Here is a 16,249-nt window from a genome sequence, read left to right as displayed (position 1 = left end):
GTGCTCCTCCACCTGGATTTTTCTCACCTGGATTTTTGGGCAGGCTAACAGCTTTGTGCAGGCCGGTCAGCGCGCAGTGCAGCAAGTGCAGTTGAATGTTGTCTCCCGGCGGTGTCTCCTGCGCGCCAAGGAGATTCTGCTGTCAATGCCAATTTGCCTGTTCCGACTTTTCATCGGCCTCTCCGCCGGGGCGTGGCTGGTCACCGGCGCTGCCGCCGCCGCCGAACCCCAGACGGTGTCATTCCGCAGCGGTGACGGCACGACAGACATCGTCGGTTATGTCTTCAAGCCGAAGACGGCCGGCCCCTACCCGTCCATGGTCATGCTGCACGGCCGCGGCGGGCCCTATTCGAGCAACCACAATGCCGACTGCACCCTCGTCTCACCAAAGACACCATCGGCCTGCAACGCCTCGACGCTGTCGAAGCGCAATGTCATGTGGGGCCGGTACTGGGCCGATCGCGGCTACCTGGCGTTGCTGCCCGACAGCTTTGGGCCGCGCGGCAAGGCGCGCGGCTTTGGCCGCTTCACCCACGGCGATCCCGACCGCGACGACGTCAATGAAAAGACGGTGCGTCCGCTCGATGCCGAAGGCGCGCTCGCCTATTTGCGTAGCCGAAGCGACGTCAGTAGCGGGCAGGTCTTTCTGCAAGGCTGGTCGAACGGCGGTAGCACGGCCCTCAACGTGATGATCCGGCAGGGCTCAGGCACGGGCTTTCGCGGCGCGCTGGCGTTCTACCCCGGCTGCGGCGTGAAGGCTCTGCTTCAGCAGACTGTCGTCACGAGCACCCCCATTGCGATCTTCCATGGCACCAGTGACGAGGAAGTATCGGCGGCGAAATGCCAGGATATCGCCGGGCGCTCGCGGACTGCCGGCACCCCGATCGACATCACGCTCTATCCGGGCGCGACGCATGGTTTCGACGAGCCCTCCTCGCGCCGGCAGTCCGTCGGCGCCAATCAGGCCGCGCTCGGCGATGTCCTGACCAAGGCGCAAGCCGCCGTCGAGCGTTGGAAGAAATGAATATGAACGACGTGTTCACACGATCCTGCTTGATTGCGTCACGATTCCGCGTTCAATTCGAAGCGCCAATTCTGGTTTAGGGAGACACCCATGATGAAGCGGATTTTCCTGGCTGCGGTCGTTGCCACCTTCGCGGCCGGCTCGGCATTCGCGCAAGAGACCTGCGAGAGCAAGGCGGTCGGCAAGGACGGCAAGCCGCTGGCAGGCGCCGCCAAGACGTCATTCCTGAAGAAGTGCAAGGAAGATGCCTGCACCCCCAAGGCCGTCGGCTCCGACGGCAAGCCGCTCGCAGGCGCCGCCAAGAACAGTTTTATGAAGAAGTGCGCGACCAGCGCGTAAGGCGCCGCAAGTTCGCTGCCTCTTTAGCGAACAATGACTCCACGAACTCATCATGCCCGGGCTTGTCCCGGGCATCCACGTTTTTGGATAGACCTGGATGGCCGGGCACAGGCGAGCGTGAGCGACGCCGTCCTTCGCACGGCTACGCCCGGCCATGACGGCGAGGGATTAGTCAGTCCCGCTTCGCCAGATGCCGCGCGTGCGCCTTATGCGACGCATCCCTGCATGGCCGTTTCGATCTCTTCGTGCGAGAGCACGCCCAGCTCCGCGATAAAGACGATCCGCGTCCTTGGCACCCCCGCTGGCGCCGATCCGCCGGGCGCCAGCGTCGCCCGCCCGCCGGCAAGCTGAAACACCATCGAGCGGCCGGGCTGCTCGACCGTCTCAAAAAATCCCTTCGCCCGCGCGAGCCTTGGCGCAAGCCCGCCGATCGCCGCCTGCAACCGCGGCAACGACACCGGCTTGTCCGACGTCCAGCTCAGCGTCTCGAAGCGCTCGACCGTCGGCCGTCGCGGGCCGGTCTCGCGCGGCACTGGGACGGGATCGACATCAGGTGCAAAAAGCAGCGCCGCGGGCACTTCACCGTTGATGGCATCGACCACCACCGCCGCCGGGCGCAGCGCACGAACGGCTTCGCGGATCTGCGCGGCGCCCGCCGCGTCAGCCAGATCGACCTTGCTCAGCGCGACCAGATCGGCTGCGCGCACCTGGGACCGCAGCAGCGCGTCATCGAGCTTTGCCACCGGCATCGACGCGTCCACCACGCACAGCACCGTCTCCAGCGGCGCTTCGCGAAAGATCACGGGGTCCATCAGGTTGCGCACGATGTCGGCCGGATCGGCCACGCCGCTGGTTTCGATCACGATGAATTCGGGTCGTGGATCGCGCCGCAGGAGACCAGCGAGCGTGCGCAAAAGGTCGCCTTCCAGCGTGCAGCAGATGCAGCCATTGGCGAGGCTCACCACACCGTCGGCGGCATCAGCGATCAGCTCGGCGTCGATGTTAACAGCGCCAAAATCGTTGACGACGGCGGCGATCCGCCGGCCCTCGGCATGCTTCAACAGGTGGTTGACGACCGTGGTCTTGCCCGCCCCGAGGAAGCCCGTCACGAGCAGAACCGGGACGGCCACGCCTCAGGCCTCGACAACAGGCCGGCGCACCGGCTTGCCCGGCCGGGCCGCCAGATCCAGCACGCCGTCGGCGATCAGCGGATGGCCGCTGACCACGAGATGGCGGACGCCCTCCGACGGGCGGTTCATCGCCGAGAACTCGGCCCGATCGGTCAGCGTGTTGTAGTCGAACACCACGATATCGGCGTCCGCGCCGGCCGCGAGCCGTCCCTTGCTGCGCATCGCGGGCGTGCTGTGCTCCAGAATCTGCGCCGGGATCAGCGAGCATTTGCGGATGCCTTCCGAGAGCGACACTTTTCGCCGCTCGCGCACCCACTCGCGGATGAAGCGCGTGAAGCAGCCGGCCGAGCGCGGATGCGACGTGGCATCCTTCGGCAACGGCCAGGCATCGCCGGTATAGGGTTTGCCATCAGACAGCGTCCAGGGCATCGCATCGGAGGCAATCGCGCCGCCGGGATAGAGCACGGCCATGTCGAGGAGATCGCGATGATGCGCGTTGTTCTCGATATCGAGGACGTGCCAGAGCACCAGCGTGGAGGGTTCGGCGGCCTGCGCCGCCAGCAGCTCCTCGCGATCGCGAAAACGCCTGCCGTCGGTGACCCGCTGCACTGAATCGTAGCCGGTGCCGTTGCGCGCCTCGAATTCGGGGTCGCTGAAGAACGCCGCCGCGAGCACCGTCGACCCGGTGCCGTAGGGATAGGATTCGACCGTGATCGGAAGCCCCTGCGCCTGCGCCTTCGCCACCAGCGCGACACAACGCTCGATGTCGGTCTTGCTGGACGAGTTGAAGTGGCAGATGTGCATATGCGCGCCGGTGGCACCGGCGTAGCCGATCAGGCGGATATAGGCCTCCGCCGCGCTCTCCGGATCGATGCGGGACATGAAGGCGACATGGGTGAAGGTCGGCACGTCGTGCTTGGCCGCCAGTTGGCACACAGCCGTGAGCTCCTGCACGCCGGCCCCCGGCGCATAGGCGTTGAGGATGCCGATGCCGATGCCGCCCTCGTTGAGCCCGCCGCCAAGGCGATCGAGGATGCCGGCAACCTCGGTCTCGCTCGCCACGTTCTCGATCCAGCGCCGGTCGCGCATGGCATTGCCAAACGCCTCCAGCGAGCTCTCGGAGTTCGAGCCCGTCATCGCACCGATGCGCGCAAAGGCCCAGTTCGCGGCGGCGCCGTAGTTGAGCACGCGCCCCCTGCTCGCCTGCTTCTTGTACCAGGACGCGACCGGCAACACGCCGGCCTCGAGATCCAGCGTCGTCGTCACGCCGTCGAACGCCTGCATGCGGTCGGCGGGCAGCGATTGACCATGCGCGTGCAAATCGATGAAGCCGGGCGCCACCACCAGCCCGGTCGCGTCGATCGTCCTTTCAGCTCCGCCAAGCCCGGTTCCGACGGCAACGATCCGGCCATCCATGATGGCGACGTCGCCGACGGCATCCATCCCGCTGGCCGGATCGACCACCCGGCCACCCGCGATCACCAAGCCGCCCATCCCGAAAACTCCCGCATTCCCAAAAAGCGAGGCGAGCGTAACGGGCTGTCCACGGACCTTCAAGCTACGGCACCGCATGGCATCTCAAACGTCCACGCATCGTCGGTCGTCACGTCGTTCGCTATCGACGCACTTTGTCCTGGCGGATCCTTGTTCGCCGTGACGATCGAAGATCGTCTATGCAAGCCGATCGCACACTTCTTCTTGAGCGCGGCCAAGTGCACCTTGCGCGGGTCGGCGGTGTCCTATTCCATGGCGCCGGTTGGAACGAGGTTGCGATGCGCTTGCTTCGCTGGATAATCCCGACGTTCACGACGATCCTGGCCGTCGCCCCGGCCACGGCCCAACGATACGATTCCCAATCTCCGGTTTGCCTCCAGCGGTGGGGACAGAGCGGCTCCACCTACATAGACTGCAGCTATACATCCCTGGAACAGTGCAGGGCGACGGCGTCGGGACTCTCAGCGACGTGCTTCGCCAACCCATACGGCCCGCAGACACATCAGGCACCGCCGGGGCGCGTCCGCGGGCGACAAGGCCGCACCTACTAGGGCACGATAGCCGGATTGCGCGTTCCTCGGACAGCTGCGCGCCGTGATCGCCGGGTTACGATTTTTCCACCTTGGCGCATCGTCATCGCCGCAAATCGACCGAATTTGATGCCCAGCAACACTGAGCACGAAGCCGGGGTGACTCATTGGGCAGGAAACTGAAATACGCCGCGGCCGCTGCCCTCGTGATCACAGCTGGGATTTACGCCAACAACACCAGCCTTCTCGCCTCCCATCGTGCCGACAAACCCGTGCTGCTCGCGCATCGCGGCAAGGCCCAACGTTTCGACGAACAGGGCCTGACGAATGAGACCTGCACGGCGGCGCGGATGCTGCCGCCGACTCACGATTATCTCGAGAACACGCTCCCGGCGATCCGCGCCGGCTTCGACGCCGGTGCGGATATCGTCGAGCTCGATGTGCATCCCACCACCGACGGCGCCTTCGCGGTATTTCATGACTGGACGCTCGATTGCCGCACCGATGGTCATGGCGTGACGCGGGAGCAGACCATGGCCAGCTTGAAAACGCTGGACGTCGGCTATGGCTACACCGCCGACAACGGCAGGACGTTTCCGTTTCGCGGCAAGGGAATCGGCATGATGCCGTCGCTGGCGGACGTGCTCGAGACCTTTCCTGACAGGCGGCTCCTGATCAATGTGAAAAGCCGCGATCCCGGCGAAGGCGAGAAACTCGCCGCCGTGCTGAACAATCTGCCAGCCACGCGCCGCAGCCGGATCATGGTCTATGGCGGCGACGAGCCGATCGAGGCGCTTCGTGCCCGCGCGCCGGAAATCCGGACGATCTCGCGATCGGCGATCAGGAGCTGCCTGGTTCGCTACATCGGCTATGGCTGGACCGGCCTCGTGCCGCAGACGTGTCACAACGCGATGGTCCTGGTGCCGATTAACGTCGCGCCGTGGCTGTGGGGCTGGCCGGATCGCTTCCTGGACCGGATGCGCGGGGCAAACAGCGTTGTGTTCGTGCTCGGCCCCTATCATGGCGGCGAGTTCTCGACCGGGATCGACACGCCCGAACTTTTTGCACGCCTGCCCAGGCATTATTCGGGCGGCATTCTCACCAACGAGATCGACATGGTCGCCGGTCTCGTCAACGGGCCGAGGAACTAGCGCGTGGCGTCGATGGCGATACGCTCCGCGGCGAACGCCCGCGCTACTCCGGGAGTCCGGCGGACCGCAACGCTCCCCCAAGCGCTTCTGCAAGCGCCGGCGCACAGTTCACGCCAGCAAACTGGCGGCCGTATCGAAAGGCCGGCTGAAGCTCGAGCACGCGCGCGGCGGCCGCCCTCGCCTCGTCCAACCGGCCAAGCTTGGCCAGCGCGGCGGTCAATTGCACATAAGTGATGCTGTGTGCCGGATTGGCTTGAACGGATTTGTAGGCCGCACGACATGCTTCTTCATAACGTCCGCGCAGCAAATGGCTCATTGCTTGCGCATCCAACGCGGCCCAGGTCCACGAATCGAACGGGCTTAGCCGCAGACCCTGCTCGCTCCATTCTATCGCGCGATCGGCTTCACCGCCCCAACCGAGCATGACGCTGCCGAGAATGTAGGTCAGCGCCGATGATGGGCTGATGGCGAGGGCGGCGTCCAGTGCGGTGAAGGCCGCCGCGCGATCATGCGCATCCATACCGATGGAAAATCCGGCCCATGTCAGAGCGAGCGCATCGTCTTGTCCATGGGCAATGGCGGATCTGGCGTGCCGGATCGAAGCGGCGCGGTCGAGCTCCTTAAAGCCGGCACGCAGGAACAGGCAATGGTGACACATTGCGGCATTACCATGCGCCAGCGCATAGGCCGGCTCGAGCGCAATCGAACGCTCGAGAAGCGCCAGCGCTCTCGTCACCTGCTCCGGCATGCCTGAATCGACGTCAGGTTGGGCCCGCAGCACGAGATCGTAAGCGTCGAGGCTGTCGGGTCGCTTGCGCTTTACCCTCTCGATCTCGGCGCGGCGGACACTCGGCGCGATCGCGCCCACCGCCGACAGCGCGATCTCGTCCTGAAGCGCGAAAATGTCCTCGGAGCTGCGGTGGTAGCGCTCGGCCCATACATGAACGCCAGTCGTTGCATCGATCATCTGCGCGGTCACGCGCACGCTGCCGCCAGCCTTGCGCACGCTGCCTTCGAGTACATAGCGCACGCCGAGCTCGCGGCCGACCTGCTTCACGTCCACCGCGCGGCCCTTGTAGACGAAGCTCGAGTTCCGCGCGATCACGAAAAGCCAGTTGATGCGTGCAAGGCCGGTGATGATGTCGTCGACTATTCCATCCGCGAAGTACTGCTGCTCCGGGTCGTCGCTGAGGTTCGAGAACGGCAGGACCGCCACGGACGGCTTATCGGGCAGTGTCGGTGCCGACGCGGCACGGGCGGCTGCCGCGTCAAGGCCAATGGCCGCAACGGCCGGTCCGACGTAGCGATAACCGCGGCGCGGCAGTGTTTCGATCCAGCTCTCGGCATCCGCCCCTTCGGCCAGCACCCGGCGGAGCGCCGCGATCTGGACCGTCAGATTATTGTCGGCAACCGCCAATCCGCCCCAGCCAGCCTCGACCAGCGCGTCCTTCGAAACCGGCGCCCCCGCCTTGTCGAGCAGGAGCCGCAAGAGCGCGACTGCGCGGTGGCCAAGCATGGTCGGCTCGGCCCCGCGGTAGAGAATGCCGGCCGCCGGGTCCAGGCGAAACGGACCGAACCGGTAGTGGTCACCGCCCATTGTCATTGGACGCTTTTAGCAAATTTTTGGGAATGGATTCACGACTTCCCGGCCCGAACGGCGGATGTTCACAAATGCCAGCAGAAGCAAGCACCTGGTCATTGGAGGATCACATGAGCGCCCACGCCGTCATTCGCCTGCCCGATGAGAACAAGGGCGTCATGTTGCGCGGTCATCCCATGGTTTTTCTCGTGACAGGCGAACACACGAAGCACACGAGCATGTTCGACTGGACGATCCCGCCGGGGTTCGCCACCGGGCGGCACGTTCACCGGGTGCAGGAGGAGACCTTCTACCTGCTCGAGGGCGAGTGCGAGTGGCAGATCGGCGGCGAGACGGTCCGCGCAACGCCCGGAACCTATCTGTTCATCCCGCCGGGGGTGCCGCATAACATCACGAATGTCAGCGAGAAACCGGCCCGCGTGCTGATGACCGTCTCTCCGCCCGGCCACGAGCACTATTTCGAAGAACTCGCCAAACTCGCGGCGCAAGGTGCGCCCGATCCAAAAGCGCTTGCCGATCTTCGAAACCGCTACGACACCGATCAGTTATCGACCTTGACGACGCGCGCGTAAGCATCCGTCGCGGCGTTAGACGACAGCTTCTGACGCGCGAAGTTCGGCGCGCCCTAAAGCGCGATGGCGTTAGGCTGACTCGTCATCGCGCTTTAGGTCTTTGTTTGAGCATGATCTTTTCGGAAACCGGATCATGCTTTAGCTCCGCAATCCCGGCGCTTCCTGCCCGGTGCGGGCGACGTATTCGGTGTAGCCGCCGCCATATTGATGGATGCCTTCCGGCGTCAGCTCCAGCACGCGGTTCGACAGCGTCGCCAGGAAATGCCGGTCGTGCGAGACGAACAGCATGGTGCCCTCGAAATCCGACAGCGCCGTGATCAGCATTTCCTTGGTGGCGAGGTCGAGATGGTTGGTCGGCTCGTCCAGCACCAAAAAGTTCGGCGGGTCGAACAGCATCTTTGCCATCACCAGGCGCGCCTTCTCGCCGCCCGAGAGCACGCGGCAGCGTTTCTCGACGTCGTCGCCGGAGAAGCCGAAGCAGCCGGCAAGCGCGCGCAATGATCCCTGCCCCGCGGTCGGGAACGCGTCTTCCAGCGACTGGAACACGGTGCGTTCGCCGTCGAGCAGGTCCATCGCGTGCTGGGCGAAATAGCCCATCTTGACGCTGCCCCCTAACGCCACCGTGCCCTCGTCCGGCTCGCTCGCACCGGCCACCAGCTTGAGCAGCGTCGACTTGCCGGCGCCGTTGACACCCATCACGCACCAGCGCTCGCGCCGGCGGATCATGAAGTCGAGCCCGTCATAGATGCGCTTGCTGCCGTAGCCCTTGTGGACCTTCTTCAAGGCCACGACGTCTTCGCCGGAGCGCGGTGCCGGCGGAAAGTCGAACGCGACGCTCTGGCGGCGACGCGGCGGCTCGACGCGCTCGATCTTGTCGAGTTTTTTCACCCGGCTCTGCACTTGAGCTGCATGAGACGCGCGTGCCTTAAAACGCTCGATGAACTTGATCTCCTTGGCGAGCATCGCCTGCTGGCGCTCGAACTGCGCCTGCTGCTGCTTCTCGTTCTGCGCGCGCTGTTGCTCGTAGAACTCGTAATCGCCGGTGTAGGTCGTCAGCGAGCCGCTATCGATCTCGATCACTTTTGAGATCACGCGGTTGATGAACTCGCGGTCATGCGAGGTCATCAGCAGCGTGCCTTCGTAATCGTGCAAGAATTTTTCCAGCCAGATCAGGCTTTCCAGATCAAGATGGTTGCTCGGCTCGTCGAGCAGCATGACGTCGGGGCGCATCAGCAGGATGCGCGCCAGCGCCACGCGCATCTTCCAGCCCCCGGAGAGTGCGCCGACATCGCCCTCCATCATCTCCTGGCTGAAACCGAGGCCGTTGAGCGCTTCCCGCGCGCGGCCGTCCAGTGCATAGCCATCGAGCTCCTCGAAGCGGTGCTGCACCTCGCCATAGCGCGCAATGATCTCGTCCATCTCGTCGGCCTTGTCGGGGTCGGCCATCGCGGCTTCGAGCTCGCGAAGCTCGGCCGCGACCTCGCTGACGGGGCCTGCGCCGTCCATGACCTCGGCCACGGCGCTGCGGCCAGACATCTCGCCGACGTCCTGGCTGAAATAGCCGATGGTGATGCCGCGATCGGTCGAGACCTGTCCCTCATCGGGCAGTTCCTGGCCGGCGATCATCCGGAACAGCGTTGTCTTGCCGGCGCCGTTCGGGCCGACGAGCCCGATCTTCTCGCCCTTGTTCAGGGCCGCGGAGGCTTCGATGAAAAGGATCTGGTGGCCAGCCTGCTTGCTGACGTTGTCGAGGCGGATCATGAGGTCATTTTGGGGGAAATTTGCGTTGCCGCGTCTTAGTCCATATGGGCGGCAAGGGGAAGCCCGGCAATCTCCTGGTCTTGCCCCGGGTTCAGGCGTTCCTGACGAATCCTTAGCAATTTTTCGCCAAAAGCGCGGGCGCGCCCAGCGGAATCTTAACGGGCGTGTGGCGATGTAACGCCTTCTGAAAATGCCCCTGGGGAGTGCCGATGAAACATCACTTTCGCCTGGCCGTCGCCGCCTCACTGATGCTGGGCAGCGGCGCGGCCGCAACCGCCCAAACCCTGCCCGATTACATGGCGCCGATCTCCGGCAAGAGCACGGCCGCGCCGGGCGAGGTCGCGACCAAGGACGTGCTTGCGCTGAACACGGCGATGTTCGAGCTCTATGGTGACGCCGCAAAGCTGTTCCAGAAGAACATCCTGAGCAAGCACCCGGTCATCCTCGGCCTGTTCTCCGGCGCCGGCGGCCGCCTGATCCTGTACCGGCCGGGCCAGCCGCCTCTTGACGCGCCGCAGGTGCCGATCGTCTATCAGCTCCTGAAATCGGTCGGCCACAGCACCATGGCCCTGGCCGAAGTCGTCGGCCCCTATGTCGACAATCCCGACAACAAGTCGTGGCGCGGCCCGATGCTCGCCTTCCGCAGCCGCATGCAGTCGGCGCTCGACAGCCTGGATGCGACCCCGATGCAGGCCGACTGGCGCGACAACAACCGCACCATCCTGCAAAACAATCTCGCCTTCATGGATGAATGCCTCGCCGCCGGCGCCATTCCCTTCGCGAAACTGGAGGCGTTCGGCAAGAAGCAGGCGCCGTCCCTCGCCAGGAACGTCGCCTGGGCCGCGCAAACCCAGGTCGCACACTGGATGGGCGTGCTCGCGGACTGGAAGGCGCAACTCGGTCCCGACTGGGAAAAGACCTATGCCGCCAGCAACACCATCTATGTCGCGCGGCAGAACAACGTGATCTTCAGCGTGCTCGCGCAATTCTTCGGCCCCGATGCCATCAACACCCGCCTCCTTCTGATCGAGACCGTCTCGTTCACGACGACGCCGGCCGACATGCTGGAATCGCTGACGCGGATCATCGCCGACCGCTCGGTCGGCTCGCTGTTCTTCGGCAATTATCACCTGATGGACTACGAGTTGATGGGAGGCGACGCGCGCGCCGCCATCATCGCAGAGACGGCCAAGCGCGGCATGACACCGTTCCTGCCGCCGCTGGTTCCATTCGGCTCAAAGCAGTGGCCGACGCTGGTCACGCCGGGGCCCGGCCCCGCGACGATCGCCGATCTCAAGTAGGCCCGGGAAACATCGGAACACACGGCGGCGGCAACACCGCCGCCGTCTTCACCGAATGGTAACGCCCGACCCGCTTCTATTGTGGTGCGACGACTCCTGACGTCGCAACGATGATCCCCCGGGCATCGATGCCGTCAGCATCGACGTGCCCCTCAAAACCTTGTGCAAGGATCGGCTCATGCGGCCTTCGCGACGCGAGTTCGTGAAGTGGTTATCGGCGGGCGGCATCTCGGTCAGCCTGTCGCATTTGGCACTCGCGAAGGACGCCCCCTTCGCGACGCACGAGACGCTTCCCGGACGCGGCCGTTTCAATCCCGCGGCAAATGGCGCCGGCCGCGTCGACGGTGTCGCCAAGGTCACCGGCGCAAAACTCTACGCCTCCGACTTCCGCGCCAACGACCTGCCGGGCTGGCCCGCAACCACCTCGCACGCCATCCTCGTGCGCGCCAACGACGCCATGCATGTCTACACCGGTATGGACCTCGCGCGCCTTTCCGGAGCGCTCAAGCCGTCAGTGGTCGTCACATCAGCCGATCTCGATCGGATCGGCACGCAGGTTCCTGAGTTCTACAAAGGCGACCTGTTCTGTCCGGTCGGCAAGACGCCGATTTATCTGGGCCAGCCGGTCGCGCTTCTGATCTTCGAGCGGTTCGACGCCTTCGACCAGGCGCGGCTCGCCTTGCGCGACGGCACCTTCGTCAGGTTCGGCGAGGAAACCGGGCCGGTCATCGTTCCCGACTACGGCGCCTACCGCTTCACGCGCGTCGCGGGCGCCTCGCCCGAGCAGCCAGATGTGTATTCGCCGATCCAGGCGGGCTGGGTCTCGCCGAAAAAAGTCCAGACCGCGGCGCTGCCGGTGTGGTCGCCCCTCGCAAGGGAGACCCCGCCCGACTACGCCAAGGCGGCCCGCTATGGCGAGCAGATTCGCGCCGAGCTTGCTGCGGACAACGCCGCCATGCTCGTGCTCGATCGCGAGTTCGAAACACAGTCGGTCGACCCGATGTTCCTGGAGCCGGAATGCGGGCTCGCCTGGTACAACGGCAAGGGCGGCAATCTCGAACTGGTCCTCGGCGTGCAGTCGCCCTATGAGGCCGCGGAGTCGATCGCGACCCTGCTCGGCAAGGCCCGCGCGCCCTACAAGCCCGCGCATATCAACGCGCAGTTCGCCCATGTCGGCGGCGGCTTTGGCGGCCGCGATCATACGCCATTCGTGCTCTATGTCGCACTCGCCGCGGTCTGCTTCCCCGGCAAGCCCGTGCGGCTGGCGCATGATCGCTACCAGCAATTCCAGGGCGGCATCAAGCGTCACCCGATCAAGATGCGCTCGCGCATCGGCATCGAGCGGGCCACCGGCAAGATCAAGGCGTTCGCCGCCGACCATGTCCTCGACGGCGGCGGTCTCGCCAACTTCTCCGCCAATGTCGCCACCGTCGCCGCCACCGCTGCGATCGGCATCTACGACATCCCGAAGGCCGACGTCACAACAGTCGCACTGCATTCTCGCGGCGTGACCGCGGGCTCGATGCGCGGCTACGGCACCTTGCAGACCATGACGGCGCTGGAGGTGCTGATCGACGAAGCGGCGGCCGAATTGAAGCTCGATCCGATCGAATTCCGCCGCCGCAATGCCTTGAAGCAGAACGGCCGGACCATGACCGGCAATCCCTACATCGTCTCGGTGCGCACGCCTGAAATTCTCGACAAGCTCGAAAGGCATCCGATCTGGCAGCAGCGCGCGCAGCTCAAGCAAACGTCTGGAGATCGGCTGGTCGGCACCGGCGTTGCCTGCGTCACCAAGGACTACGGCGCGGGCGCTGACTGCTCGCTCGGCCGCGTCGAGCTCGGTGCCGACGGCAAGATCGCGATCTTCTGCGATCATGTCGAGATGGGCAACGGCATCGGCACGGCGCTTGCAAACCGCGTCGCCGCGCATCTCGGCGCGATCGCCGACGAAGTCTCGGTCGCCCGCGTCGACAGCTACGACGTGCTCGGCCTCGTCACCTCGGGCGATCCTTACACCATGGATCAGAAGACTCAGGACGCCGCCGAGAAGAACCCGCGTTGGGTGCCGTCGATCAGCTCGGCGACATCAGCCTCGATCGGCGCCCATGTCGGCACGCATTCCGCAGCCGAGGCCGCGCGGGTCATCTTCAGCTTCGGCCTGTGGCCCGCGGCACTTGAGCTGTGGCGCATCCCGAAAACCGATCCGCGCGCGAAGCAATGGGCTGATGCGCGCTGGCAGAACGGCCAGCTCACAATGGAAGGCCTCGCGCCCCTCGCGCTACCGGCGCTGGCCGCAACTGCCCATGCGCGCGGCTTCGTCACCGGCGCGGTCGCGCATAGCTTTTCGCGTTGGGCCTGGTCACGGGCGCGTTTCCCGCTGTTCGGCGAGCAGTACCGCGCCGACATCGACGCGCTGGCGATCCGCAAGGGCAATGGCAAATTCGAGCGGGTCAATCGCACCAGCGTCAAATTTCCACCGACCGACAATAACCGCATCGGCACCTCCTACACCTCGATGTGCGGCACGCTGGTGCGCGTCGAGATCGAGCGCGCCTCGGGCAACCTGCGCATCGCCAAGGCCTACAGCGTGTTCGAATGCGGCACCGCGCTCGTGCCCGAGGTGGTGATGGGCCAATCGCATGGCGGTTTTGCCATGGGTGTCGGCTACGCGTTGCTTGAGAGCCTGCCGCCATTCGAGGGCGGCCCCGGCAACGGCGGATGGAATCTCGGGCGCTATCTGGTCGCGCGCGGCTCCGACCTGCCCTTGCGCGATCTCGAGATCGAGATGCTGAAGCCATTGACGCCGGATGAGCCACCGAAAGGCATGGCGGAGGTCGTCATGATCCCGATCGTGCCGGCCCTCATCAATGCCATCTTCGACGCCACCGGCCACCGCTTCCGCGCGCTGCCGGTCACCGCAAGCCTGCTCAAGGGAGTGCTCGCGTGACGACACTTAGCCTCACCATCAACGGCCGCAAGCACGGTCCGATGGACGTGCGCGACGATCTCTCGATGAACGATCTTTTGCGCGAGATGCTCGGCATGACCGGCACAAAATTCGGCTGCGGCGCCGCGCAATGCCTGAGCTGCGCCATCATCGTCGATAACCCCGACGGCACGAGCTATACCAGCCCGACCTGCATCGCACCGGCCGTGAACTTTGACGGCAAGTCGATCCGCACCGTCGAGGGTCACGCCAAGGACGGCGAGCTCTCCGCCCTGCAAAAGGCCTTCATCGACCACTTCGCCTTTCAATGCGGCTATTGCACTGCGGGCTTCCTCAACGAGGGACAGGTGCTGCTCGAACGTCTCTCGCGCACGCCGGTGGCGCGCGACGCGCTGGAGGCCACCATCTCCGAGGCGCTCGACGGCCATCTCTGCCGCTGCACCGGCTACATCAAGTACCACGAGGCCGTGCGCGACGTGATTCTGGCCGACGCCAAGCGCTACCTGATCGCCACCAAATGAGCGCGGGGTTGAGAGCCATGCAATCCGGCGCGCGAATTCGACTGGTCGTTGCCGTCGCGGCACTCACGAGCAGCCTTTGCGCGGGCTACGCGGCCTCGGAGACGGCAAGCCATGCGCTGGCCTCCCCCGATAGCTTTGCTGGCATCAGCGACACCGCGCAGCGATCGGCCGCGATGTTCACCGAGCTCGGCAAGGTCCTGACCCATCCGCGCTGTACCAACTGCCACCCGGCCGGCGACAGTCCGCGCCAGGGTGACAATCCCCGCATCCATCAGCCGCCGGTGACGCGCGGCGCCGACGGCCACGGCTTAGAGACGATGCGCTGTCACACCTGCCACCAGAAGGCCAATTTCGAGCCCGGCCGCGTGCCCGGTCATCCCGAATGGCATCTGGCGCCGCGCGAGATGGCCTGGGAAGGCAAGACCGTCGGCGAAATCTGCGCGCAGATATCAGATTCTGCGCGCAATGGCGGCCGCAAGGTGGAAGACCTGATCGAGCACATCGGCAAGGACACGCTGGTCGGCTGGGCCTGGAAGCCGGGCTTCGGCCGCGCGCCGGCGCCAGGCACGCAGGAGCAGGCCGGAGCACTCGTCGAAGCCTGGGTCAAGACTGGCGCGGCCTGCCCGGCGCGTTAAGCGCTCCAACGCCGCGGCGGGCCCAGCGTCGGCTTTTTGCCGAAGCTACCTTCAGGCAGCTGACCTTCGAAGCGACCAGTCGCGAGGCCCGGTTTCGACCTAACGAGAGTTATGGTGGTTCATCCAGCAATCGCTCCATGATGATCGTGCGTTCATCACCATGGTAGCTATCGCGCACGGCCCTGAATCCAAGCCGCGCGTAGAAGGCTTCGGCGGTGACCGAAGAGGGGACGGCCAATCTGGGGACGTTTCTCTCGCGCGCTGTGCGCTCGATCGCGGCCATCAGCAGCTTGCCTATCCCCCGAGCCTGAACATCAGGGGCGACAAAAACTGAACGGACCACGCTTCCATCGAGGCTTGCTGTCCCAGCGACGCGGCCGTCAATCGTGGCAACAAGGACCGTGCGCTTGCCGATCAGCTCCAGCACGGCGCTGGGACTGAAGCTGCGCTCGACCCTCTGGATGATCTCGTCTGTATAGTCCCTCGCATTCGTTTCGCGCAATGCACGCAAGATGACCGCGCTTATTTCGTCCGCGTCATGTTCAAGCGCTGGACGGATCGTGCACTCCATTGCCCCCTCCACTCGCCCAGCATTCACAGCGGATCTACGATCGCCAGGGAATCGCGGGCACGTGTCTTCATTCCATGTGCCTTCGACTATGGGCAGACGCCGATATTTCGGAGCCGCTTTGCCCCGATGAACGTTCGATACTCAGCAAGCTGGAGGAATTGGTCCAGCGGCCAGATCACCGGTCCTGACTGTTTTTTGCTAAGATGAATGGCATGGTCCTCGCCGAGATAAAGCGCGACATGCGCTCCCCAGGGATTTTCAGTCCGATTGAAAAGCAAAAGGTCGAGTGGTCTCAACTCGTCCGACACCACATGGGTTTCCCTGGTGTCCTGCCATAGGTTGCTGGACCGAAACGGGGATATTTCAAATCCGAAGTGCTTGAGCAGGGCGTACGCGAAATTCTGGCAGTTCGGGCTGTCGGACATGCTCGGTAGCGTCGGCGTATTCGGATCGTGGTCTTGGTCGTACCTAACTCGCCAGAAGTGCTCGGGTATCATGTCCGCCGAGACGCTCTTCATCATCTTACCCCTCACACCCGGCCTGCGACGCTCCCCTCCCACTCTACTCAACCGAGGAGGAGATGTCGCCTTTTTGGCGCCAAAGCGGTGCAGCGAGCGGGCCAGCCGTGTCATCCGCGGCCTTGCCTGTGTGAGCTTCCTGCATTTGGCGG

15 protein-coding genes are annotated in these 16,249 nt (G+C 64.7%); 9 read left to right on the top strand and 6 right to left on the bottom strand.

The window, feature by feature from the left end:
* The first annotated feature begins 145 nt into the window (after positions 1 to 145).
* Together JQ632_RS18485 and JQ632_RS18480 are read left to right on the top strand one after the other, a co-directional pair.
* Positions 146 to 1,024, top strand: coding sequence for a dienelactone hydrolase family protein (locus JQ632_RS18485; protein WP_212403995.1), 879 nt, complete (start codon positions 146 to 148; stop codon positions 1,022 to 1,024).
* 90 nt (positions 1,025 to 1,114) lie between these two features.
* Positions 1,115 to 1,363 (top strand): hypothetical protein, encoded by a 249-nt coding sequence (locus JQ632_RS18480; RefSeq protein ID WP_212403994.1) that lies wholly within the window; start codon positions 1,115 to 1,117, stop codon positions 1,361 to 1,363.
* Positions 1,364 to 1,569: 206 nt separating this feature from the next.
* Here JQ632_RS18480 and JQ632_RS18475 read toward each other — a convergent pair whose 3' ends face one another.
* Both JQ632_RS18475 and JQ632_RS18470 read right to left on the bottom strand, forming a co-directional pair.
* Positions 1,570 to 2,493 (bottom strand): GTP-binding protein, encoded by a 924-nt coding sequence (locus JQ632_RS18475; protein ID WP_212403993.1) that lies wholly within the window; start codon positions 2,491 to 2,493, stop codon positions 1,570 to 1,572.
* 3 nt (positions 2,494 to 2,496) lie between these two features.
* The gene (locus JQ632_RS18470) at positions 2,497 to 3,987 is read right to left on the bottom strand and encodes an amidohydrolase family protein (RefSeq protein ID WP_212403992.1); all 1,491 of its coding nucleotides are present in this window, start codon (positions 3,985 to 3,987) and stop codon (positions 2,497 to 2,499) included.
* Positions 3,988 to 4,166: 179 nt separating this feature from the next.
* On the opposite strand from JQ632_RS18470, the gene JQ632_RS18465 reads away from it, so the two are divergent.
* Together JQ632_RS18465 and JQ632_RS18460 are read left to right on the top strand one after the other, a co-directional pair.
* Entirely contained in the window at positions 4,167 to 4,538 is a 372-nt protein-coding gene (locus JQ632_RS18465) for a DUF3551 domain-containing protein (RefSeq protein ID WP_312015626.1), read from the top strand.
* A 146-nt stretch (positions 4,539 to 4,684) separates the two neighbouring features.
* Positions 4,685 to 5,668: a glycerophosphodiester phosphodiesterase family protein gene (locus JQ632_RS18460; protein ID WP_212403990.1), complete on the top strand. Its 984-nt coding sequence runs from the start codon at positions 4,685 to 4,687 to the stop codon at positions 5,666 to 5,668.
* A 43-nt stretch (positions 5,669 to 5,711) separates the two neighbouring features.
* On the opposite strand, the gene JQ632_RS18455 is transcribed toward JQ632_RS18460, so the two are convergent.
* Complete coding sequence (locus JQ632_RS18455) at positions 5,712 to 7,271, bottom strand: winged helix-turn-helix domain-containing tetratricopeptide repeat protein (RefSeq protein ID WP_212403989.1); 1,560 nt, start codon at positions 7,269 to 7,271, stop codon at positions 5,712 to 5,714.
* A gap of 107 nt (positions 7,272 to 7,378) precedes the next feature.
* Here JQ632_RS18455 and JQ632_RS18450 point away from each other — a divergent pair, with 107 nt between their 5' ends.
* On the top strand, positions 7,379 to 7,840 hold the full coding sequence (locus JQ632_RS18450) for a cupin domain-containing protein (protein WP_212403988.1): 462 nt from the start codon (positions 7,379 to 7,381) through the stop codon (positions 7,838 to 7,840).
* A 138-nt stretch (positions 7,841 to 7,978) separates the two neighbouring features.
* Here JQ632_RS18450 and JQ632_RS18445 read toward each other — a convergent pair whose 3' ends face one another.
* Positions 7,979 to 9,601 (bottom strand): ABC-F family ATP-binding cassette domain-containing protein, encoded by a 1,623-nt coding sequence (locus tag JQ632_RS18445; protein WP_212403987.1) that lies wholly within the window; start codon positions 9,599 to 9,601, stop codon positions 7,979 to 7,981.
* A 209-nt stretch (positions 9,602 to 9,810) separates the two neighbouring features.
* Here JQ632_RS18445 and JQ632_RS18440 point away from each other — a divergent pair, with 209 nt between their 5' ends.
* The 4 genes from JQ632_RS18440 (at position 9,811) to JQ632_RS18425 (ending at position 15,008) form a co-directional block, all read left to right on the top strand.
* Complete coding sequence (locus JQ632_RS18440) at positions 9,811 to 10,902, top strand: hypothetical protein (RefSeq protein WP_212403986.1); 1,092 nt, start codon at positions 9,811 to 9,813, stop codon at positions 10,900 to 10,902.
* A gap of 178 nt (positions 10,903 to 11,080) precedes the next feature.
* A complete protein-coding gene (locus JQ632_RS18435) occupies positions 11,081 to 13,852 on the top strand; it encodes a xanthine dehydrogenase family protein molybdopterin-binding subunit (RefSeq protein ID WP_212403985.1) in 2,772 nt (923 codons plus the stop codon).
* Positions 13,849 to 14,373 (top strand): (2Fe-2S)-binding protein, encoded by a 525-nt coding sequence (locus tag JQ632_RS18430; RefSeq protein ID WP_212403984.1) that lies wholly within the window; start codon positions 13,849 to 13,851, stop codon positions 14,371 to 14,373. Before JQ632_RS18435 ends, JQ632_RS18430 begins: the two co-directional genes overlap by 4 nt.
* Before the next feature lie 17 nt (positions 14,374 to 14,390).
* Positions 14,391 to 15,008, top strand: coding sequence for an Isoquinoline 1-oxidoreductase subunit (locus JQ632_RS18425; protein WP_212404080.1), 618 nt, complete (start codon positions 14,391 to 14,393; stop codon positions 15,006 to 15,008).
* Between the two features lie 109 nt (positions 15,009 to 15,117).
* Here the strand turns inward: JQ632_RS18425 and JQ632_RS18420 are convergent, their stop codons facing one another.
* On the bottom strand, positions 15,118 to 15,579 hold the full coding sequence (locus JQ632_RS18420) for a GNAT family N-acetyltransferase (RefSeq protein WP_212403983.1): 462 nt from the start codon (positions 15,577 to 15,579) through the stop codon (positions 15,118 to 15,120).
* Positions 15,580 to 15,665: 86 nt separating this feature from the next.
* Positions 15,666 to 16,100, bottom strand: a complete 435-nt coding sequence (locus JQ632_RS18415) for an NlpC/P60 family protein (RefSeq protein WP_212403982.1) — start codon at positions 16,098 to 16,100, stop codon at positions 15,666 to 15,668.
* Between the last annotated feature and the right edge of the window lie 149 nt (positions 16,101 to 16,249).

Origin of the sequence: Bradyrhizobium liaoningense, assembly GCF_018130955.1 — a bacterium.
GTDB lineage: Bacteria > Pseudomonadota > Alphaproteobacteria > Rhizobiales > Xanthobacteraceae > Bradyrhizobium > Bradyrhizobium liaoningense_C.
This window is presented reverse-complemented; position numbering and strand designations above follow the sequence as displayed.